This window comes from Gluconacetobacter diazotrophicus PA1 5, assembly GCF_000067045.1.
Taxonomy (GTDB): domain Bacteria; phylum Pseudomonadota; class Alphaproteobacteria; order Acetobacterales; family Acetobacteraceae; genus Gluconacetobacter; species Gluconacetobacter diazotrophicus.
In genome coordinates this window covers 2,070,169-2,091,022 of sequence record NC_010125.1, presented here as the reverse complement: position 1 = coordinate 2,091,022, position 20,854 = coordinate 2,070,169, and the positions used below count along the sequence as shown (strand labels likewise).

The window sequence follows — 20,854 nt, the reverse complement described above, 5'->3', positions numbered from 1 at the left end:
CCCGTCATGTTCCTGAATCGACAAGACATGCAGGGCGCGCCGCCGCCATCGCCGCCGCCCGGCTGGCGACGCCTGCTGCGGCACGTTCCCCACGTCCTGGGGCTGGGCCTGATGGTCGCCGCGATCATCGTGGTCCAGCACGAGGTCCGGGACCTGCACTGGGACGATATCCGTGCCGCCCTGCGGACGATCCCGACCTCGACCCTGGCGCTGGGGGTGGGCTGCACGGTCCTGTCGTACTTCATCCTGTCCTTCTACGACTGCCTGGCGGTCGTGCAGGTCGGGCGCCGGCTGCCCTTCCGGCGGACGGCGTTCGCCGCGTTCTGTTCCTATGTCCTGTCGCACAATCTGGGGTTTGCCGCGATTTCCGGGGCGGCGGTCCGGTTCCGGCTCTACGGCAACTGGGGGCTCTGCACGTTCGACATCGCGCAGATCATCGCCTTCTGCTCGGTGACCTATCTGCTGGGGGCGGGGACGCTGGTCGGGGCGGTCCTGGTGCTGGAGCCCGATGCGGTTCCCGTGATCGGCGCGCACCTGCCGCGTCTGCTGCTGTCGGGGATCGGGCTTCTGATGTGGGCGGGGGTCGGGGCCTATATCCTGCTGGGGCTGCGCCTGACGCATGTGCGCGTCTGCCGGCATACCGTGGTCCTGCCGCGCCCGGCCATGGCCCTGGCCCAGACGCTGGTCGCGACGGCCGAGGTCGCGGCGACGGCGGGCATCGCCTATATCTTCCTGCCCTCGGGCGTGGGGCTGGGATATGGCGTGTTCCTGGCGATCTACATCGCATCCTATACGGCGGGACTGGTCGCCAGCGTGCCGGGGGGGCTGGGGGTCTTCGACGGGGCGATGATGCTCGCCCTCGGCCCCTATCTGCCGCCGTCGCAGATCATCAGCACCATCCTGATCTTCCGGCTGTTCTATTACATCATCCCGCTGTTCCTGGCCGGCCTGATGTTCGCGGGGCATGAGCTGTTCCTGCGTGGCGACGCCGCCCTGACGCGCAAGACCGTCCCCCGCGCGCCGCGCCGGGGGCCGCGCGACATCCGCCCCAGCCACGTGATCCGTGAAAGCGAGGCCGATTTCTCGGTCGTCGTGGCGACGGGCGCGGTGTCGATCTGCGGTGCGCTGCTGATCGCGCTGACGATCCTGGACCCGGCATCGTGGAGCAATGCGGGCGGCCTGCACCATATGGTCGGCGTCGCGGGCGACTATCTGCTGTCGCTGATCGGCGTGGCGCTGATCGGCCTGGCGATCGGCCTGTCCCAGCGCGTGACGCTGGCGTGGAAGGTGACGCTGGGCCTGCTGATCGGCGCGTCGGCCCTGACGCTGCTGCGGGGGGCATCGCTGGCGGTGCCGGGCATCCTGGCCATGGTGGCGATCCTGATCGCGCCGTTTCGCAGTTCCTACTACCGGCATGCGCGCATCCTCAGCGAACCCCTGGCCTTCCGCACCTTCCTGTCGCTGGTACTGCTGATCGGCTGCGTGCTGGTCCTGGTGTGTTCCGGCCCGCGGGACGAGGTCGGCGGAAGCTGGTGGGAGGTGATGCTGTTCACCTCGGCCCACGGTGTGGCGCAGTGGACGATGGGGCTGGCCGTCGTGCTGGGCCTGATCATGATCGGCCGGCTGGTCCGTCCCGGCCAGATCGCGGTGCTGCCGTGGAACGCCGAGGGGCGGGCTCTCTATCACGCGCTGGACCACGCACTGGACGATCCGGCCCCGATGGCGCCGAGCGGGCTGATTCCCGGCGAATCCGGCATGGCCCTGCTGCCGTTCCTGCGGACGGACGCGTACCTGATCGGGCTGGGCGACCCCGCCGGCGCCTGGGACGATTGCGCCTCGGCCATCTGGTGGCTGCGCGACCTGGCGGTACAGGAGGGCCGCCAGCCGGCTTTCTGGCAGGTGGGCGCGTCGATGCTGGATGTCTACAACGATCTGGGCCTGACCTCCTGGCCGGTGTCCGACATGGACATGGCCCGGACGGACGACGGGGACGACGTGTTCCTGTGCTGCGTTCCCCAGAGCGTGGCCGGCGTGCGTGCCGCCATGCGGACTCTTGCGCCCCCCGCCCCGGCGGACGGGGCTTGACGGGCCCGCGGGCTTCGGAAAAGACGATAGGCTGATCCCGGCCTTACGGGGATCGGCCCTTTGGAAGAACCGCCATGCCCCCAGGCCTTCCCGCCGCCGCGCCCCCGGGATGGGGGTACGACCTGTCGGTGTTCAGCGATACCTTCCTGCTGGCGTTCCCCGCCCTGTTCTCGATCGTGAATCCCATCGGGGCCTCGCTGATCTTCACGCAGGTCACGGCGGGCCGGGCGCGGGCGGAATCCCTGGCGCTGGCACGGACCGTGGCGCTCTATTCCGCCGTCCTGCTGATCGCGTCGATCTGGATAGGCAGCGCCATCCTGGCCTTTTTCGGCATTACCATCGATTCGCTGCGCATTGCCGGCGGGCTGGTGGTCGCGGTGCGCGCCTGGGCGCTGCTGCAGGCGCCGGAGGAAGCGGCCGCGCGCAAGGAGCAGCAGGCATTGCAGGGCGGCCGGACGGTCGCCGTGCCCCGCTGGACGGAAATGGCGTTCTTTCCCATGACCATGCCGTTCACGGTCGGGCCGGGCACCATCTCGGTCGCGATCGCGCTCAGTGCCGGCCGGCCGGCTTCCTCGGGCTGGCTGGTGTTCTATGTCGCGCTGTCACTGGCCGCCATCGTCGTGGCGGGGACGATCTGGCTGGCCTATGCCTATGCCGAACGGCTGATGGCGCTGCTGGGCGTGACCGGCGCGCGGATCGTGTCCCGCCTGGCTGCCCTGATCCTGCTATGCATCGGGGTGCAGATCCTCTCGGCGGGGATCAAGGGACTGGCCCTGACCATCGTCCGGGCCGCCGTCGCGTCCTGACGGCGGGTCGAGCAGCGGCCGGATGGCGGCACGCAGCGCCGGGATCACCTCGGCCGTGAACCACGGATTCCGGCGCTCCCATGCCCCGGTGCGCCAGGACGGGTGGGGCAGGGGAAAATAATGGGGCAGCAGGGCGCGAAAATTCCGCACTCGGTCCTCCACCCGCCCCGGGCCCAGCACGGCCGCCTGGGCATAGGAGCCGACCAGCAGGGTCAGTCGGATGCACGGCATCAGGGCCAGAAGCCGCGCACGCCACAGCGGCGCGCATTCGGGCCGGGGCGGTCGGTCGCCGCCGGCGGGCAGGCGGCCCGGATAGCACAGGCCCATCGGCAGCAGGGCAACGCGGCTGGAATCGTAGAAGGTCGCGCGATCCATCTCCAGCCAGCCACGCAGCCGGTCGCCCGAGGCGTCGTTGAACGATATCCCGGTTTCATGCACCCGCGTACCCGGGGCCTGGCTCGCGATCAGCAGCCGCGCGGTGGACGAAACGTGCAGGATCGGCCGCGGCCCCAGGGGCAGGCTGTCGGCGCAGGCCCGGCAGGCCCGCACCTGACACAACAGCGCGTCCAAATCGTCCTCGTTCCCGGTCATCCGGCCAGGACTTCGTCGACCCAGCGCGGCACCATCCGGGTGGCGGCGCCCACCATGCTGCGCTCGAACGCCGTCGGAACGGCGGGGGCCTCCAGATTGATGTCCAGTGTGTCGGCATGGTCGCGCACCTGCGCCACGAAACCGGCGGCCGGATAGACCGTGCCGGACGTGCCGATGGACACGAAGCGGTCGCATCGGTCCAGCGCGGCCTGAATCCGCTCCATGTGCAGCGGAATTTCGCCGAACCATACGACATCGGGACGCAGCGCCGGGCGATGGCATATCGGGCATGGGGTCTGCGGCAGGCAGTTTTCCTGCCAGTCAGGCGTCGCGCCGCAGGCGGTACAGCGCACGCGCAGCAATTCGCCGTGCATATGCACCACGTTCCGGCTGCCGGCCCGTTCATGCAGATCGTCGATATTCTGCGTGACGATCAGGATCTCGCCGTCCCATTCCCCCGCCCGGGCCGCGTGCTCCAGCCGGGCCAGGGCCAGATGCGCGTCGTTGGGCCGCACGCGCCACAATTCGGCACGCCTGTCGTTATAGAAGCGGTCCACCAGCAACGGGTCGCGGTGAAAGGCGTGGGGCGTGCACACATCCTCGATGGCGTAGCGACTCCAGAGTCCGTCGCCGTCACGGAATGTTTCCAGGCCCGATTCCCGGCTGATGCCGGCGCCGGTCAGGACGACGATACGTTCCCAGGGGCGTTCCAGCGGGCGTTCCAGCGGGCGTTCCATGGGCGATCTCCTCCTCGGCGGGATGGCCCTATTGTGCTCCAGATCGGGCCCATAAGAAAACCGCCGCGGGGTAGGGCCCCGCGGCGGCAAGAAGCGTCTTGTGCTACCCGATGACCGGCGTGGCGTTACTGCGCCTGGTCGACTCCGGAATGGGTCTGCGGGGCGAAGGTCCACCCGGCGCCGTAGGGCTGCGGATGCAGGACCAGCCAGCCGCTGCTGGAGGTGTTCCACCCGCTGCTGGACACCGGCGCGCCCGTATCGCGCATTTTCGCGACGTCAGCCGCCGTCACGCTGGCCGGCGCATGGTTGCCCCAGCCGGTGCGGATGAAGTTGACCACGTCCGCGATCTGCTGCGACGACAGGGTCTTGCCATAGGCCGGCATGGCCACCGCGGACGGCGCCCAGTTGGTCGGCGGCAGGACCCCGCCATTGGTGATGACATTGACCAGCGAGGTCGGGTCGTCGGTCACGACCACCGGATTGCCCGCCAGCGGCGGGAACATGCGGGCCACGCCGCCGCCGTCATTGCGATGGCAGATGGCGCATTCGCGCAGATACACGTCACCACCGGGCGAGGACGCCGTCTTGCCCGAATTCAGCATGTCGGTCGTGGAAGCGTCGTAGGTGTAGGTCCCTTGCGACGCCGGCACGGACGGCAGGCTCTTCAGGTATTTGGCCATGGCCCGCAGGTCGTCGTCGGTGAAATACTGCGTGCTCCACGCCACGACGTCCGCCATGCCGCCGAAGACCGCGGCATGATCGGTACGTCCCGATTTCAGGAAATAGTACACGTCGTCCTCGGACCACCGGCCAATGCCCGTCACGGGATCGTCACGCAGGCTGGGGGCCACCCAGTTGTCGATCGGCGCGCCGCCGGACAGGTAGACCGCACCCCCGCTGGCATCCAGCGCCTTTTCCTCCATGCCGAAGCCGCGCGGCGTATGGCAGGCGCCACAATGGCCCGGACCGGTCACCAGGTATTCACCGCGCGCCACGACGGGGTCCTGTCCCGGCGCCGGCTTGAAGTCCGCCGGTGCGGGCGCGAACAGCGTCCGCCAGATCGACAGGGGCCAGCGCATCGACAGCGGCCAAGAGATATCGGCCGGGCGATCGGGATTCGCGACCGGCTTCACGCCGTGCATCAGGTAGGCGTAGAGCGCCCGCAGGTCGTCCTGCGTCATGCGCGAGAACGCGGGATAGGGCATTGCCGGATACAGCGTCGTCCCGTCCTTTCTCACGCCGTGCCGTACGGCCTGCTCGAAATCCTCGAAACTGTACTGGCCGATGCCATAGGTCGGATCGGGCGTGATGTTCGTCGAATAGATCGTGCCGATCGGGCTCTTGATCTGCAGGCCACCCGCATAGGCCTGTCCGTGCAGGGCAGTGTGGCAGGCGGCGCAGTCGCCCAGCCGCGCCACGTAGGCGCCCTTGTCGATCAGCGCCTGGTCGGGCGCCTGTGCCATTGCGCTCGTGGCCAGCAGACTGAACGCCGCCGTGCCGATCGCAACCTTAAGCCTGTTGAGCATTCTGTTCACCATGCGTCGTGTTGATGCGGAAAATCCGAAAAACCGTAGGGAAAGACGTCACTGTGCGGGTATGCCGTCCACGTTCTTCCGGGCATCAACCTCCCTCTGGTAGGTGTCGTTGGAACGCTTGATCAGGAATTGCCGGATGTCCTCGATCTGCTCCGGCTTCATCGAGGCATCGAACCGATCCATGCCGTATGCCGTCAGGGCGCCGCGGCCGACCACGTTATAGAACGCGTCCTGATGGCGGATCGCGCCGGACCAGCGCAGGTCGGGCAGCACGCCGCCGGCCTCGGCATTGTCGCCATGGCAGGCCGCGCAGAAGGTCTGGAACTCGAAATACCCGTTGTCGGTCCGCTTGCCGTCGAACTGGGCGGGCGGCTTGACGGGCAGGAAGCCCTTGTCGTTCTGCGGCGGCAACTTGGCCGCGCCGTCGAGCGAGAAGGCGATGACGCGCGAATGGTTGACGGTCCAGCCGCTGGTCCGCGCCAGGCCACCCAGGAAGAACGGATAGATGCCGCCCCATCCGACCTCGACCGCGACATACTGCTTGCCGTTGGCCATGTAGGTGACCGGCGGGGCGATGATGCCGCTCTGCGCCGCGAAGTGGAACAGGTCGGCGCCGTTGGTGGCGTCGTAGGCATGGAATTCGCCGTTCGCCAGGCCCTGGAACAGCAGGTCGCCGCCGGTGGCCACGATACCGCCATTCCACGGGCCTTTGTGGTCGACGCGGAACGCTTCCTGCTGCTTCACCGGGTCCCAGGCGACGATCCAGCCCTTCAGGTCCTTGATGAAGGCCTGCTTGGCCTCGGGCGAATCCGTGACGCCGACCTTGTTCATGTCGAGGCCGAGATTCCAGCTGTCCGGATGCGGCTTGAAGCCGCCGACCTGGCTCGTATACAGGAATGGCACCTGCTGGGCCGGGATATAGACCAGTCCGGTCCGGGGGCTGAAGGCCATGGCCGCGAAATTGTGGCCGCCCAGATCGCCCGGGATGCCGTACCATTCCTTGCCGTTCAGGGTATAGAGCGCATCCGGGTTATAGATCGGACGGCCGGTCTTCGGGTCCAGGCCGCTGGCCCAGTTCACGTAGACATAGTTCTTGCCCGACAGGAATTCGCCGGTCTTGGCGTCGATGATGTAGAAGAAGCCGTTCTTCGGCGCATGGACGATGACATGCCGCGTCTGCCCGTTGATGGGCAGATCCAGCGTCATGATCTGCTGGACCGAGGTATAGTCCCACTGGTCCATCGGCGTTTCCTGGAAATGCCAGACATATTCGCCGGTTTCGGGCTTGAGCGCGACGATGCTGCCCAGGAACAGGTTATCGCCCTTGCCGTCGGAACGGAACTTGTAGTTCCAGGGCGACCCGTTGCCCACGCCCAGATAGACCAGATCGGTCACGGGGTCATAGACGATCGAATCCCATACCGTGCCGCCGCCGCCCTGGGTCGTCCATGCGCCGGTCGGGCTCCAGGTCGGGTACGCCTTGCTCATCAGGACAGCGTCGGACGGCGCGTTGTCCGGCTTGTTCTGCGCATTCGGCACCGTGTAGAAGCGCCAGTCCAGCTTGCCGGTCTCGGCGTCGAAGGCCGAAACGAAGCCGCGCGCGCCGAATTCCGATCCACCATTGCCGATGATGACCCGGCCCTTGGCGATACGCGGCGCGCCGTCCACGGTGTAGGAACGCTGGTGGCCCAGGGCCGCGTCGGCGGGGATGGTGTTCACGCTCCAGACCAGCTTGCCGGTCTTGGCGTCCAGCGCGATCAGCCTTCCGTCGAACGTGCCGAAATAGACCTTGCCGTTCCAGTAGGCCGCACCGCGATTGACGGTGTCACAGCATCCCTTGTCGGCGATATTGCCGGGCACGCGGGGGTCGTACGCCCACAGCAGCTTGCCCGTGGCCGCGTCCAGGGCCTTCATCTTGCTCCAGTTCGTGGTGGCGTACATCACGCCATCGACGATCAGCGGCGTGCCTTCCTGCCCACGGTTGGTGTCCAGGTCGTAATACCAGGCCAGCTTCAGGTTGCCGACATTGGACCGGTTGATCTGGTCCAGCGGGCTATAACGCTGCTCGGAATAGGTGCGGCCGTAGGTCAGCCAGTCGCCGGGATGGTCGTCCGCATGGATAATTGCTTCACCCGTCGCGCCGAATTCGGATTCGGCGGCACTGGTCGCCGCCGTATATCCAAAGAATGTCGCGGCGCATATCGTTCCGACGGCAAGCGTTCCGCGGAGAGAACGTCTTTTCCCGTAAACGGCTCGCATCATGTCCGATGTCCTCGTGACAAAAGAAAAAACCGGATGAATCCGGGTCCGGACCGCAGACGGTCCGTTCGATGCGAACATAATGTGACTGTTGTGACAGTCTTCTGACGATTTAGTGTTCTGCATCGCCTCATTCGTGAGGACCGACGGCGGAACTTGCAGTATGCCCGTATTCGGGCGAGCAGAGGGCAGAGGAGATTTTGGCTGTTTTCCGCCGATTTCAGGCTGAAAAGCGGGGCGCCGGCATGGGGACGTGAAGTCTGGCTGCGTTATGAATAATTATCCATGTTATGATAAATATGCATCCATCGCATGCATTCGGATACCGTCATCGCCATGCCGAATCGCTACCCGAGAGGATATTCGGCCAGCGGGTCGTACAGGGGCTGATCCGGGCCACGTAACGAACGGAACAGGGTGAAATGCGTGGCGTCCGCCGGGGGCGGGGGAACGGTGCCCCACTGGGTCAGCCACGCCGACATCACGGGCGGCGGCGGGCGGGCGACCGAACCGATGGTGACATGGGGCAGGAAACGCCGCCGCTCGACCTGCAGGCCGGCCGCGCGGCGTATCGCGGTATCGACCTTGCGTTGCAGATGCATCAGCGGATCGCTTCGCGCGACCCCGATCCATAGCCGGTCTAGGCCGCCCTCCTGCTCGAACACGCCCGGCCCCTGGGGGGACAGGGTGCAGGTCGGGGCGCGAATCGCCATCAGGGCGTGATGGATGTCCTCCTGCCGGGCGCGGTCCCGCACGTCCCCGATGAAGCGCAAGGTCAGGTGATAGGACAGCGGATCGGTCCACCGGACGCCTGCCAGGCTGCCGCGCAGGCTGGCAATGGCGTCGCGCAGCGGCGGCACGATCTCGATGGCCACGAACAGTCTCATCTGCCTTCTCCGGCGTTCTTTCCGATCCGGGACGGGAAAGTTTCCACCGGCCGCCGCGGAGTCTATAATGAATAGGGTAGGTGTTTGGTCCCGGGATTTGGTGGTGCATTATTTTCACATGAGTGGAAGGATGCGCTATGGGCCAGGTTCACCACGGAAGCGCCACGACGACAGCGGCAGTCCGTCGAGCGATACAACATAGTCAAGAGAGCCTGAGGGTTCTGGCGAAACGCTACGGGATCAACCCGAAGACGGTCGCCAAATGGAAGGGGCGGACCGATACGTCGGATCGACGCACCGGTCCGAAGGTCGCATCCTCAACCATCCTGTCGACCGAAGAAGAAGCGATCGTTGTGGCCTTCCGTCGCCATACCCTGCTGCCTCTTGATGATTGCCTTTATGCGCTTCAGGCGACGATCCCGCATCTGACGCGATCTTCCCTGCACCGTTGTTTTCAGCGCCATGGGATCAGCCGCCTGCCCGAGACCGAAGGCGACAAACCAAAACGGTCGAAGTTCAAGAGTTATCCGATCGGCTATTTTCACATCGACATTGCTGAAGTCCGCACTGAAATGGGGCGCCTTTATCTTCTGGTGGCGATCGACCGGACCTCGAAATTCGCTTTTGTCCAATTGCACGAGAAAGCGACACGTCGCGTTGCCGGTGACTTCCTGCGTGCTCTGGCCGCTGCGGTTCCCTACCGCATCCATACCGTGCTGACCGATAACGGCACGCATTTTACCGATCCGGCCGGCAATGGATGGACACCCGAAGACATCAAGGCCATGCGGGCGGATGGTGTCCTGTTCCGGTGCCACTCTTTTGAACTGGCCTGTGCTGATCTCGATATCGAGCATCGACTGACAAAGCCGCGACATCCCTGGACGAATGGCCAGGTCGAGAGGATGAACCGCACGATCAAGGACGCCACCGTCAAGCGCTTCTACTACGAAACACATGACCAGTTGCGTCAACACCTCGCCGACTTCGTTACCGCCTACAATTTCGCCCGCAGGCTCAAGACCCTGCGCGGCCTCACTCCATATGAATTCATTTGTCAGCAGTGGGAAAAAGAACCATCACGGTTCATACATAATCCGCACCACCAAATCCCGGGACCAAACAGGTAGGGCGGTCGTCGTATGTTTATAAATTGTAATTCGGCCGTGGAAGGATTCTCCTTGAATCGGAGCGGCCGCCCCCCACATCAGCCAAGTGATAGTCCGGAATTATCCGGACCAAGGAAGGATGTCATGGCTTTCAGCCCGGATTTTCGAACAATGACCCGACCCGCCGGTGCGGGAACCGACGCCGGGGCGATCGATCAGGGACTGCGCGCCTATATGCTCCGGGTCTATAACTGGATGGCGTCAGGGTTGGTGCTGACCGGCACCGTGGCGTACCTGGTGGCCAATACCAGCCTGCGCGCCGCGTTCTTCGCCGCCGTCATGACGCCGTCGGGTGTCGCCGTGCGGCCGACCGGCCTGGGCATGCTGGCGATGATCGCGCCGCTGGGCTTCGTGCTGGTCATGTCGCTGGGGGTGAACCGGCTGTCCCGGCAGGCGGTGCAGGCGCTGTTCTGGCTGTTCTGCGCCGTGATGGGCGCCAGCCTGTCCAGCATCCTGCTGACCTTCACCGGGGTGTCGGTGGTCCGCGTATTCTTCGTGACGGCGGGGACGTTCTCGGCCATGTCGATCTGGGGCTACGTTACCCGGACCGACCTGACGCGGTTCGGCTCGTTCCTGCTCATGGGCCTGTTCGGGCTGGTGATCGCGGGGCTGGTCAACATGTTCCTGCACAGCTCGGCCCTCTATATGCTGTACAGCGTCGTCGGCGTCTTCATCTTCGTCGGCCTGGCGGCTTCGACACCCAGCGCATCAAGATGACCTACCAGCAGTTCGCCTATTACGAAGGCCCCGAAGGCGCGGCGAAGCGCTCGGTCTATGACGCGCTGACCCTTTACCTGAACTTTATCAACCTGTTCCAGTTCCTGCTGCAGTTCATGGGCGTGCGCAGCAATCAGGATAACTGACGCGACCCCATGGGCCCCGTGGTCCCGGAATCCTGCAAGCCCCGCCATCCGGCGGGGCTTTTTTTGTGCATCGCCCTGGCCCGGGAAAGAGATGCAGGCAAAAACGCCTTGGGAATTTGCCAAAAATAAGACTTATTCTGCCTCGGAAAGAGTTCGATGACGGCGATGTGAACTCTCCGACATGCGAGGATCTTGTTGAAATCATGGGACTTAATCCCAGGCATTTCGTTGACTCGTAATAATATGAAACATTATGTGAAGTCTTGCTTGTCAGGTCCTTCCGGTCGGATAAGGCAGATAGAGAACTGTACGAAAGGGTATCTGCGCAGATAGGACGCTTCTGGACACTAGGCGGCACGAGGGTATCCGTCTCTGCCCGATCCGGCGGAGGAGGGCATCGCCGATCGGAATCCTTGATCGAGATCATGGTCGAATGGCCGGGGTAAACTCATGAGGGAGACGATCCGACGAAGACCTCCTATTCGAATCAGGGGGGTGGACGAAGGCTTGATGTCACTTGAAGTGAAGAACGGTGGGATGCCTGATCGGGTTCCGCAGTAAACATGAAACGTGACCGTTGTTGTTTTAAGCCCGTGGACGAAGCGAGCATGTGAGCAAGGGTGATGTCGAAACCAACGAGGCGTGAGATGAAGAAAAAAATCTTGCCAAGATTATCGAATTTATTGTGTTTGTCCTCAGCGTTCCTCTTGGCGGGATGTGACTGGGTGACCCTCAACCCCAAGGGCGTCATCGGTGTTCAGGAAAAGAGCCTGATCCTGAGCGCGACCTACGCGATGCTGCTGGTCGTCGTGCCGGTCATCGTCCTGACGCTGCTGTTCGCGTGGCAGTACCGCCAGTCGAACACGAGCGCCGAATATCTTCCGAAATGGGCGCATTCCAACAAGATCGAGGTCGTGATCTGGCTCGTGCCCAGCCTGATCATCCTGTTCCTGGCGGTCCTGACCTATCAGACCTGCCATTCGCTCGACCCCTATCGCCCGATCGATGACGAAACGAACGTGAAGCCGATTCATGTCGATGTCGTCGCCCTGGACTGGAAGTGGCTGTTCATCTACCCCGACGAGGGGATCGCCACCGTCAACCAGATGGCCTTCCCGGTGAATACGCCGGTCGATTTCCGGATCACCTCTGATTCGGTCATGAACTCGTTCTTCATTCCGCAGCTCGGCTCGCAGGTCTACGCCATGGCCGGCATGCGCACGCAGCTTCACCTGATTGCCAACGAAGCCGGCAACTACCTGGGTGAATCGGCCAACTTCAGCGGCCGCGGCTTCTCGGACATGCAGTTCCGCGCGCTGGCGATGAGCAACGACGACTACAACGCCTGGGTCCAGAAGGTTAAGGCGTCCTCCGAACAGCTCGACGGTTCGAACTATCCCAAGCTGGCGGCGCCCAGCGAGAAGAACCCGGTCGAGTATTTCTCGCACGTTTCATCCAGCTTCTTCGATGGGATCGTGGCCAAGTACAACAACGGCATGATCATGGATGAGGGCACGGGCAAGTTGAAGCCGGTGCAGTCCGCAATGTCCGACATGAATATGAAGGAATAGGACAGATGTTAGGAAAATTAAGCTGGTCGGACATCCCGTTCGATGTGCCGATTCTTGTTGGAACCTTCGCCGGCGTCGCGATCGTCGGGCTGGCCGTCCTTGGCCTGATCACCTATTACGGCAAGTGGGGCTATCTCTGGAAAGAGTGGCTCACCTCGGTCGATCACAAGCGTCTCGGCGTGATGTATATCGTCTTGGCCCTGCTCGCCCTTGCCCGCGGCTTCGCGGACGCCGTCATGATGCGCTCGCAGCTCGCGCTGGCCTATGCCGGCAATCCGGGCTACCTGCCGCCGCACCATTACGACCAGATCTTCTCGGCCCACGGCACCATCATGATCTTCTTCATGGCGATGGCGTTCATGAGCGGACTGATGAACGTGATCGTGCCGCTGCAGATCGGTGCCCGCGACGTGGCCTTCCCGTTCGTGAACTCGGTCAGCTTCTGGATGACGACGATCAGCTTCGTCCTGATCAACATCTCGCTGTTCATCGGCGAGTTCTCGCAGTGCGGCTGGCTGGCGTATCCGCCCCTGTCGGAACTGCAGTTCAGCCCCGGCGTCGGCGTCGACTACTACATCTGGGCCGTGCAGCTTTCGGGTGTCGGCACGCTGCTGACGGGCATCAACTTCTTCACGACCATCGTGAAGATGCGCGCCCCCGGCATGACCTTCATGAAGATGCCGGTGTTCACCTGGACCATCCTCTGCAACACCGTGCTGATCATGGTGGCGTTCCCGTTCCTGACGGTGGCCCTGGCTCTGCTGGGTCTGGACCGTTATTTCGGGATGCACTTCTTCACCAATGACGGTGGCGGCAACCAGATGCTGTACCTCAACCTGATCTGGGCGTGGGGTCATCCGGAAGTCTACATCCTGGTCCTGCCGGCCTTCGGCGCGTTCTCGGAAATCACGCAGACCTTCTCGCGCAAGCCGCTGTTCGGCTACAACACCATGGTCTACGCGACCTGCTCGATCATGGGCCTGTCGCTGGTGGTATGGGCGCATCACTTCTTCACCATGGGCGCCGGCGCCAACGTCAACGCGTTCTTCGGCATCATGACGATGATCATCGCGATCCCGACGGGCGTGAAGATCTTCAACTGGCTGTTCACCATCTACAAGGGCCGTGTTGAGTTCAACGGCATCATGTACTGGGTGATCGGCTTCATGGTCACCTTCTCCATCGGTGGCATGACCGGCGTCATGCTGGCCATCCCGGCCGCCGACTTCGTCCTGCACAACAGCCTGTTCGTCATCGCCCACTTCCACAACGTCATCATCGGCGGTGTGTATTTCGGTTATGTCGCCGCGATGGCTTTCTGGTGGCCGAAGGCTTTCGGCTTCAAGATGAACGAAGCCTGGGGCAAGCGTGCCTTCTGGTGCTGGCTCGTGGGTTTCTACATGGCGTTCATGCCGCTCTATGTCCTGGGTTTCGAGGGCATGACGCGTCGCATGGACCACTATGACAACCCGGCCTGGCATCCGTGGATGGTGATGGCCTCGATCGGCGCCGCGATCGTCGCGCTGGGCGTGGTCTGCCAGCTGACCCAGATCTATGTCTCGATCCGTGACCGCAACCTGCCGGAAAGCCGTGACCTGACGGGCGATCCGTGGAATGCGCGCACGCTGGAATGGTCCACCTCGTCCCCGCCGCCGTTCTACAACTTCGCGGTTGTGCCCACGGTGCACGAGCTGGATGCCTTCGCCCACGACAAGGAAGCCGGCATCGACACCCGTTCGGCCGGTGCGACCTATCAGCCGATCCACATGCCGAAGAACACGTCGGCTGGCTTCTTCATCGGTGTGTTCAGCCTGATCCTCGGCTTCGCCGCGGTCTGGTACATCTGGTGGCTCGCGGCTGTCGGCCTGCTCGGTGTCATTGGGACCCTGATCGCGCGGAGCAGCAACAACGACGTCGACTACTACGTGCCGGCGGCCGAAGTTGCCCGTATCGAGAACGAGCATACCCGTAACCTCTTGGCAGCACAGGCGGCGGAATAATGGCGCACGATATAACTGCTGACGCGGCCCACGCCCACGAGGAACACCACGAATCTCCGGTGGTGTTCGGGTTCTGGCTGTATCTGATGACGGACTGCCTCATCTTCGGCACACTGTTCGCAGTGTTCGCGGTGATGCGCACCCAGTTTGCCGGTGGTCCCACCGGCAAGGACCTCTTCGAGCTGAATGGCGTCGGGATTGAAACGGCGCTTCTGCTGGTCAGCTCGATCACCTATGGCTTTGCCATGATCAACGCCCACAAGAACAAGCTGGGCGCGATGCGAGGATGGCTGGTCCTGACCTTCCTGATGGGTCTGGGGTTCCTGTTCATGGAAATCCGCGAATTCTCGCATATGGTGGCTGAAGGCAACGGCCCGGATCGCAGCGCGTTCCTGTCGTCCTTCTTCACCCTGGTGGGAACGCACGGCCTGCACGTGACCTGCGGCCTGCTGTGGATGGCGGTCCTGATGGTCCAGTCGATGGGCCAGACCGTCCTGTCCGAGCGGATGATGAACAAGCTGACCTGCCTCAGCCTGTTCTGGCACTTTCTGGACATCGTCTGGATCTGTGTCTTCACCTTTGTCTATCTGATGAGTGTGATCTGATGGCTGACGCGCACACTGCCCATTCGGGCTCGAGCCACGGAAGCGTAGGGTCTTACCTTACCGGGTTCGTGATTTCCGTCGTGCTGACGGCGGCGGCCTTCGGCGTCGTCATGGCGCACAGCTTCTCGCCGTCCGGCACGATTGCCGCCATCGCCATCCTGGCGGCGGTGCAGGTCGTGGTTCATCTGGTGTTCTTCCTCCACATGAACACGTCGTCCGAGCAGCGTTGGAACGTGATGGCCTTCGTCTTCACGGTTACGGCGGTGCTGATCCTGATCGTCGGCACCGTGTTCATCATGCACGACACCGCGATCAACATGATGTCGCGGTAACAGCCATCATCCAGGTGCCCCCGGGCACCTGGGTCCTGGACTGTCCGCATGGAGAGCGTGACCGGGTTTCGGCCCGGTCACGTTTTTCATTGAAAAAGGCCGGTGAGGAGAAATCCTCACCGGCCTTTTCATGTGTCCGGGGCGGGCCCTGTACCCCGCCGGGTATTATCCCGACGGGGTGTCGTCTTCTGCTCAGTCCTTGTGCGGCTCGGGGGACAGCAGGTCCTTCTTGCCCGGCTTGTCCTTCCATTCCTCGGCATCGGCCGGGGCGGTACCCTTGCGGGTGATGTTGGGCCATTTGGCGGAATAGGATGCGTTGATCTCGGCCCAGGCCGCGGCGCGGTCGTCGCTGTCGGGGACGATGGCTTCCGCCGGGCATTCAGGCTCACACACGCCGCAATCGATGCACTCATCGGGGTTGATGACCAGGAAATTTTCGCCGGCATAGAAGCAGTCGACCGGGCACACCTCGACACAGTCCATGAATTTGCAGCGGATGCAGTTTTCGGTGACCACGTAGGTCATCGCTCGTCTCCGATTATCTGATGCTGGGGATGGCATCGCCTGTTGATGACATCGGACCAGCCTGGGGCCGGCGAGGGGCCGTTTGCGGGTCCTCGCCTACGATGCGGGCAGGTATGAAAGCCTTTTGGCGCCATGGCAAGTCAAAGGGCGAGCCAAAGACGACCTGGATGGCGGGCCCGCTTATGGCACTATCCAGCCTCTGCCTGCTCGGGCACTATATCATAGAGCAGGCGGGCAAGCGTGGCCGATCCGCGTCGCGGTACCAGGCCCAGGACCCGCACGACCATCACGCCATGATCCCCCGCTCCCGGCAGGGTCAGGACGTCCCCCCGCCGCACCAGGGCGTGGGCTTTCTCGGTTCGCTGGCGGTTGATGCGTACCAGCCCATCCTGCGCCATGCGGGCGCAATCGGGGCGATGTCGCGCGAACCGGGCGCACCACAGCCACAAATCCAGCCGCTGCGCCGCGATCGCGGCGTCATCCGCCCCGCTGGCGGCTGGGTGGCGGTCTTCCTTCATGACCGGCGCTGTTTCAGCACCGCCAGTGCGGCGAAAGGGCCGTCCGGGACATGCGTCGCCGGCCGGCGCTCGCCGCCGGGCCGGGGCGCGGGGCGGGATCGATCCGCCACCGCGAATCCGGTGGCGGGCCCGGCGGGACGGTCCATTTCGACCGGGACGGGGCGTGTGCGCTGTTGCTGTTGCCGCTGGCGCCGTCGCGCGTCCTGGGTGACGGCCAGCATCGGCGGCGCGACGGGGCCGTATTCGCTGTCCTTCAGCGGGCGGGCCGCGCGGACGGGAATATCCAGCGCCTTCAGGATCGCGGCCACGGCCTCGGGCCGGACGCCCAGGCGCGACGACAGGCCGTCGGGCAGCGGGACCGGGCCGTTGCGCGCCCGCCAGCGCAATTCGGCGGACATCTTTTCGGCAATGTCCAGGCGCAGCCGCACCGGCCCCGCCACGATCCAGCCCAGCGGCGCCAGCAACAGGTCGCGCGGGTCGTCCACCGGCACCGACACCGCGCCAGCGGACGGGATGGCCGGGATCGGCCGGCCGGCGCGCACGGCCAGCAGGATAGCGCGCAGGCGCATGGCATGGGGGCGCAGCAGCGCGGGCATCAGCACCGCGTGCCGCCCGACCCGTACCCCCAGCGTCTTCAGCCGGGCCCGCAACACCGGGGACAGGGGGCCGACGTCCGCGACCACGCCGCCCTGTTCCATCAGGCGATGCATGACGCCGCGCAGCGCCGGGTCCTGCTCGACGGCGGCGCGTGCGGCGAACAGGGGTGCCATGACGTCCTGCACCTGGCGGTCCAACCAGGCGGCCAGGCGCGCGCGGACGCGTTCGCGCTGGACACCGTCCAGGAAGGCATTGTCCAGCACCTCGATCCGCGGGCGCAGCATGTCCTCGCCGCCGCGCAGCCGCGCAATGGGGGCATCGTCCCAGACCAGGAACCGCCCGTCGGCCGAAAAATCGAACTCGCCGTCATCCGCCGCCGTCAGGACGCGGACGCGACGGGGTATTTCGGACCGCAGGGCCCGGCGCGCGGCGCGCAGCAGCAGCCGCCGGTCCGGATGATCGCAGTCCGGGTCGGGCAGCAGGTCCAGGCCGGCGACGCGCCCCACCGGGTGGCCCTCGACCACGACCTCGCCTCGGCTGGTGACGGCGGACAGCAACTCGTCATCGCCCGACGATTCGTCCAGGCGGCGGATCAGCGATGCCGCCCGCCGGTCCACGAAGCGCGCCGTCAGCCGTTCATGCAGCGCGTCCGACAACTGGTCCTCGACCACGCGCGCACGCTCCTGCCAGCGCGCGGCATCGCGCACCCAGTCGCGGCGCGCGGCGATGTAGGAACAGACGCGAATGCCCGACAGGCGGTGCATCAGCGAATCGATATCGCCTTCGGGGCGGGCAAAGGCCGCGATCTGCGACTCCATCCAGGCCTCGGGAACATGTCCGTCGCGGATGACATGGGTGAAGATTCGGGCGCACAGCCTGGTGTGCGTCTCATCGCCAAGCTTGCGGAAATCCGGGATCTGGCAGGCGTCCCACAGCAGCCGTGTGGCGCGCGAGGACCGGACCAGCGCCCGGATGTCCGGCACCGACGCCAGGCTGGACAGGGTCATCACGTCCGATGCCTCATTGCCCGCCGTCAGGCCATGGGTCGGCGGGGGGCGGTTCAGGCTGGCCAGCAGCGCGTCGGGGCCGGCGAAATCCAGGTCGCTGTTCCGCCAGAACAGCCGCTCGATCGGGTCGAAACGATGGGTCTCCACCGCTTCGGCAATCTCGTCCGGCAGGGCGGGGCAGGTGCCCGTGGTGCCGAACGTGCCGTCGCGCATGCCCCGTCCGGCCCGCCCCGCGATCTGCGCGATTTCCGCCGGCGACAGCGGGCGGGCGCGGGCGCCGTCGAATTTCGACAGGCCGGCGAACGCCACATGGTTGACGTCCATGTTCAGCCCCATGCCGATCGCGTCCGTCGCCACCAGGTAATCGACCTCGCGATCCTGGTACAGCGCCACCTGCGCGTTGCGGGTGCGGGGCGACAACTGGCCCATGACCACCGCGCATCCGCCCCGGCGGCGGCGGATCAGTTCCGCAATGGCATACACTTCGGTTGCCGAGAACGCGACGATGGCCGATCGCGGCGGCAGGCGTGTCAGCTTGCTTCCGCCCAGATGGGTCAACTGGGACAGGCGCGGGCGGCTTTCGATTTCCACCCCCGGCACCAGCCGGCGCAGCAGGGGGCGAATCGTTTCCGCGCCCAGGAACATCGTTTCGACGAGTCCGCGGGCGTGCAGCAGCCGGTCGGTGAAGACATGCCCCCGATCGGGATCGGCGCAGAGCTGGATTTCATCGACCGCGACGAATTCCGCCATCTGGTCCAGGGGCATGGCCTCGACGGTACAGGAAAACCAGCGGGCGTTCGGCGGGACGATCTTTTCCTCGCCCGTGATCAGCGCGACGGAGGCGGCCCCCTTGGCGGCGACCATGCGTTCGTAATTCTCGCGCGCCAGCAGCCGGAGCGGAAAGCCGATGATGCCGCTGGAATGCGCCAGCAGGCGTTCGATGGCGAGGTGGGTCTTCCCTGTATTGGTCGGACCGAGAATCGCCCTGACACGCTGGGCGGTCATGGGGTTGGAGGAGCGTCGCACGGCGCGAAGGGGGCCAGCCCCCGAGGGTACACCCAGCATGGGTACATGCTCAGATGGCGCCGGACGGATTGCAAGCAAAACCCGCATGGGAAACGTGGAATTGCGCGCCGGCGGTTGCGTTGCCGCCGCCAGGGACGCACGCTGGCGGCCACTGGATCGCGGAGATCGCTGATGTCTATCGAGGAATTTCCCTGCCTGTTGCCCCCGACGCGGGGCCGCCGCGCCGGCGTGCGGACGATTCACGCCCTGCCGCAGGCCGAACTGGGCACCCTGGGCGAGCGAATCGGGGCAACGGGCGCCGCCTTCGCGCGGGATACCGGCTTTCAGGCCCGTCCCGGAGAACTGGCGCTGATTCCCGGTGCCAACGGCGTGGCGGCGGCGGTGCTGGGTGTGCGCACGGGGGCGGACGGCGGGGCGGCCGATCCGTTCCAGTTCGGCGGTCTGGCCGGGTCGCTGCCGCCCGGGGCGTGGAAGATCGCGCTGCCCGATGGTGTGGCGCCCGCGACGGCGGTCCTGGGCTTCTGCCTGGGGGCCTATCGCATGCCGGCCTTCGGACGGGCTGAGGCGTCGCCGCCGGGCAAGGACATCGCCCGCCTGATCGTGCCGGCGGGCGGCGGGGCAGGGGCCGAAGTGGCCCATGCGATCCGGCTGGGCAGGGACCTGATCAACACGCCGCCCAACCTGATGGGCCCGGCCGAACTGGCCCGCGCCGCCCGCCATATGCTGAATCCGCTGGGCGCGCGGGTCGAAACGGTCAAGGGGCGTGACCTGGCCCGCGCCTATCCCACCATCGCGCATGTCGGCGCCGGATCGGCCCGGGCACCGAAGGTCGTCATCGCGCGTTGGCAGGGCAGCGCCGCCGGTCCCGATGCCCCCCTGCTGTCGCTGGTGGGCAAGGGCGTGTGCTTCGATACCGGCGGGTACGACCTGAAGCAGCCATCGGGGATGCTGCGCATGAAGAAGGACATGGGCGGTGCGGCGGTGATGCTGTCGCTGGCGCACCTGATCCTGACCCGCGACCTGCCGATCCGCCTGGAACTGCGGCTGGGCTGCGTGGAAAACAGCGTGTCGGGCGAGGCGATGCGGCCCTCGGACGTGGTCGTGACCCGCTCGGGCCTGACGGTGGAAATCGGTAACACCGATGCCGAAGGGCGCCTGGTCCTGTGCGACCTGCTGACCGATGCCTGTGCCGCCGCCCCGGACCTGCTGATCGACGCGGCCACCCTGACCGGCGCCGCGCGGGTGGCGCTGGGTCCGGACCTGCCGGCCCTGTTCAGCCCCGACGACGCCGTCGCCCAGGCGATCCTGGAAGCCGGCACGGCCCAGTGCGATCCGCTGTGGCGGCTGCCGCTATGGGACGGATACGCCGACTGGCTGCGGAGTCCGGTGGCCGACCTGAACAACGTATCGGCCAAGCCGATGGCCGGATCCGTCACGGCGGCGCTTTTTTTGCGAAATTTTGTCAAAACAGACGTGCGCTGGGCACATATCGACCTCTACGGCTGGAACGATCATTACAAGCCCGGACGGCCCGAAGGAGGGGAAACGCCTATTTTGCGGGCAGTTTATGCCTCATTGTTGCGAATCCTTAATGTCGCGGACAGGGTGTCACACTAAAGTAACGATTTAGGGAATGAACTATATGGCGGCTCGGACTTATATATGCCGCATTCTGAAACTATATAGAGCATTGGAATGACTGAGGGGCTCCGGCAGCGCCGGCCCTCAGGCTTGAACGTGG

At 65.0% G+C, this 20,854-nt stretch carries 16 protein-coding genes and 1 pseudogene; 9 read left to right on the top strand and 8 right to left on the bottom strand.

Annotated elements, in window-relative coordinates; genetic code table 11:
* The first annotated feature begins 6 nt into the window (after positions 1-6).
* Both GDI_RS09755 and GDI_RS09750 read left to right on the top strand, forming a co-directional pair.
* On the top strand, positions 7-2,085 hold the full coding sequence (locus GDI_RS09755; protein ID WP_012225743.1) for a lysylphosphatidylglycerol synthase domain-containing protein: 2,079 nt from the start codon (positions 7-9) through the stop codon (positions 2,083-2,085).
* A 74-nt stretch (positions 2,086-2,159) separates the two neighbouring features.
* Positions 2,160-2,891 (top strand): MarC family protein, encoded by a 732-nt coding sequence (locus GDI_RS09750; RefSeq protein ID WP_012225740.1) that lies wholly within the window; start codon positions 2,160-2,162, stop codon positions 2,889-2,891.
* On the opposite strand, the gene GDI_RS09745 is transcribed toward GDI_RS09750, so the two are convergent.
* The 5 genes from GDI_RS09745 to thpR form a co-directional block, all read right to left on the bottom strand.
* Entirely contained in the window at positions 2,811-3,482 is a 672-nt protein-coding gene (locus GDI_RS09745) for a uracil-DNA glycosylase family protein (RefSeq protein ID WP_012225739.1), read from the bottom strand. The genes GDI_RS09750 and GDI_RS09745 overlap by 81 nt on opposite strands.
* The gene (locus GDI_RS09740) at positions 3,479-4,219 is read right to left on the bottom strand and encodes an NAD-dependent deacylase (RefSeq protein ID WP_012553043.1); all 741 of its coding nucleotides are present in this window, start codon (positions 4,217-4,219) and stop codon (positions 3,479-3,481) included. Before GDI_RS09740 ends, GDI_RS09745 begins: the two co-directional genes overlap by 4 nt.
* A 125-nt stretch (positions 4,220-4,344) precedes the next feature.
* Positions 4,345-5,745 (bottom strand): cytochrome c, encoded by a 1,401-nt coding sequence (locus tag GDI_RS09735; RefSeq protein ID WP_173363372.1) that lies wholly within the window; start codon positions 5,743-5,745, stop codon positions 4,345-4,347.
* 57 nt (positions 5,746-5,802) lie between these two features.
* Positions 5,803-8,016 carry a PQQ-dependent dehydrogenase, methanol/ethanol family gene (locus tag GDI_RS09730; RefSeq protein ID WP_041249384.1) on the bottom strand — a complete coding sequence of 738 codons (2,214 nt, stop codon included), beginning with the start codon at positions 8,014-8,016 and terminating at the stop codon, positions 5,803-5,805.
* Positions 8,017-8,360: 344 nt separating this feature from the next.
* A complete protein-coding gene (gene thpR / locus GDI_RS09725) occupies positions 8,361-8,900 on the bottom strand; it encodes an RNA 2',3'-cyclic phosphodiesterase (protein WP_012225735.1) in 540 nt (179 codons plus the stop codon).
* A gap of 137 nt (positions 8,901-9,037) precedes the next feature.
* Between thpR and GDI_RS09720 the strand changes: the two genes are divergently transcribed.
* The 6 genes and pseudogenes from GDI_RS09720 (at position 9,038) to cyoD (ending at position 15,440) form a co-directional block, all read left to right on the top strand.
* A complete protein-coding gene (locus GDI_RS09720) occupies positions 9,038-10,030 on the top strand; it encodes an IS481-like element ISGdi9 family transposase (RefSeq protein ID WP_012225734.1) in 993 nt (330 codons plus the stop codon).
* A gap of 123 nt (positions 10,031-10,153) precedes the next feature.
* Positions 10,154-10,932: pseudogene (locus GDI_RS09715) on the top strand (Bax inhibitor-1/YccA family protein).
* A 647-nt stretch (positions 10,933-11,579) separates the two neighbouring features.
* Positions 11,580-12,503: a ubiquinol oxidase subunit II gene (cyoA, locus tag GDI_RS09710; protein WP_012553040.1), complete on the top strand. Its 924-nt coding sequence runs from the start codon at positions 11,580-11,582 to the stop codon at positions 12,501-12,503.
* Between the two features lie 5 nt (positions 12,504-12,508).
* The gene (gene cyoB, locus GDI_RS09705) at positions 12,509-14,503 is read left to right on the top strand and encodes a cytochrome o ubiquinol oxidase subunit I (protein ID WP_012225730.1); all 1,995 of its coding nucleotides are present in this window, start codon (positions 12,509-12,511) and stop codon (positions 14,501-14,503) included.
* Positions 14,503-15,108, top strand: a complete 606-nt coding sequence (gene cyoC / locus GDI_RS09700) for a cytochrome o ubiquinol oxidase subunit III (RefSeq protein WP_012225729.1) — start codon at positions 14,503-14,505, stop codon at positions 15,106-15,108. Before cyoB ends, cyoC begins: the two co-directional genes overlap by 1 nt.
* On the top strand, positions 15,108-15,440 hold the full coding sequence (gene cyoD / locus GDI_RS09695; protein WP_012225728.1) for a cytochrome o ubiquinol oxidase subunit IV: 333 nt from the start codon (positions 15,108-15,110) through the stop codon (positions 15,438-15,440). Before cyoC ends, cyoD begins: the two co-directional genes overlap by 1 nt.
* Before the next feature lie 192 nt (positions 15,441-15,632).
* Here cyoD and fdxA read toward each other — a convergent pair whose 3' ends face one another.
* The 3 genes from fdxA to GDI_RS09680 form a co-directional block, all read right to left on the bottom strand.
* On the bottom strand, positions 15,633-15,965 hold the full coding sequence (gene fdxA / locus GDI_RS09690) for a ferredoxin FdxA (RefSeq protein WP_012225727.1): 333 nt from the start codon (positions 15,963-15,965) through the stop codon (positions 15,633-15,635).
* A gap of 188 nt (positions 15,966-16,153) precedes the next feature.
* Positions 16,154-16,483, bottom strand: coding sequence for an RNA-binding S4 domain-containing protein (locus tag GDI_RS09685; RefSeq protein WP_012225726.1), 330 nt, complete (start codon positions 16,481-16,483; stop codon positions 16,154-16,156).
* Entirely contained in the window at positions 16,480-19,152 is a 2,673-nt protein-coding gene (locus GDI_RS09680; RefSeq protein WP_012225725.1) for a helicase-related protein, read from the bottom strand. Before GDI_RS09680 ends, GDI_RS09685 begins: the two co-directional genes overlap by 4 nt.
* Positions 19,153-19,284: 132 nt before the next feature.
* On the opposite strand from GDI_RS09680, the gene GDI_RS09675 reads away from it, so the two are divergent.
* Positions 19,285-20,730 carry a leucyl aminopeptidase family protein gene (locus tag GDI_RS09675; RefSeq protein WP_012225724.1) on the top strand — a complete coding sequence of 482 codons (1,446 nt, stop codon included), beginning with the start codon at positions 19,285-19,287 and terminating at the stop codon, positions 20,728-20,730.
* Positions 20,731-20,854: the final 124 nt, after the last annotated feature.

Bases quoted from the DNA above. Each gene is read 5' to 3' on its own strand.
- thpR (WP_012225735.1), bottom strand. From the start codon at position 8,900: ATGAGACTGTTCGTGGCCATCGAGATCGTGCCGCCGCTGCGCGACGCC.
- GDI_RS09755 (WP_012225743.1), top strand. From the start codon at position 7: ATGTTCCTGAATCGACAAGACATGCAGGGCGCGCCGCCGCCATCGCCG.
- GDI_RS09720 (WP_012225734.1), top strand. From the start codon at position 9,038: ATGGGCCAGGTTCACCACGGAAGCGCCACGACGACAGCGGCAGTCCGT.
- GDI_RS09740 (WP_012553043.1), bottom strand. From the start codon at position 4,219: ATGGAACGCCCGCTGGAACGCCCGCTGGAACGCCCCTGGGAACGTATC.
- cyoA (WP_012553040.1), top strand. From the start codon at position 11,580: ATGAAGAAAAAAATCTTGCCAAGATTATCGAATTTATTGTGTTTGTCC.
- cyoC (WP_012225729.1), top strand. From the start codon at position 14,503: ATGGCGCACGATATAACTGCTGACGCGGCCCACGCCCACGAGGAACAC.
- GDI_RS09735 (WP_173363372.1), bottom strand. From the start codon at position 5,745: ATGCTCAACAGGCTTAAGGTTGCGATCGGCACGGCGGCGTTCAGTCTG.
- cyoD (WP_012225728.1), top strand. From the start codon at position 15,108: ATGGCTGACGCGCACACTGCCCATTCGGGCTCGAGCCACGGAAGCGTA.
- cyoB (WP_012225730.1), top strand. From the start codon at position 12,509: ATGTTAGGAAAATTAAGCTGGTCGGACATCCCGTTCGATGTGCCGATT.
- GDI_RS09675 (WP_012225724.1), top strand. From the start codon at position 19,285: ATGTCTATCGAGGAATTTCCCTGCCTGTTGCCCCCGACGCGGGGCCGC.
- GDI_RS09730 (WP_041249384.1), bottom strand. From the start codon at position 8,016: ATGATGCGAGCCGTTTACGGGAAAAGACGTTCTCTCCGCGGAACGCTT.
- fdxA (WP_012225727.1), bottom strand. From the start codon at position 15,965: ATGACCTACGTGGTCACCGAAAACTGCATCCGCTGCAAATTCATGGAC.
- GDI_RS09685 (WP_012225726.1), bottom strand. From the start codon at position 16,483: ATGAAGGAAGACCGCCACCCAGCCGCCAGCGGGGCGGATGACGCCGCG.
- GDI_RS09750 (WP_012225740.1), top strand. From the start codon at position 2,160: ATGCCCCCAGGCCTTCCCGCCGCCGCGCCCCCGGGATGGGGGTACGAC.
- GDI_RS09745 (WP_012225739.1), bottom strand. From the start codon at position 3,482: ATGACCGGGAACGAGGACGATTTGGACGCGCTGTTGTGTCAGGTGCGG.
- GDI_RS09680 (WP_012225725.1), bottom strand. From the start codon at position 19,152: ATGCTGGGTGTACCCTCGGGGGCTGGCCCCCTTCGCGCCGTGCGACGC.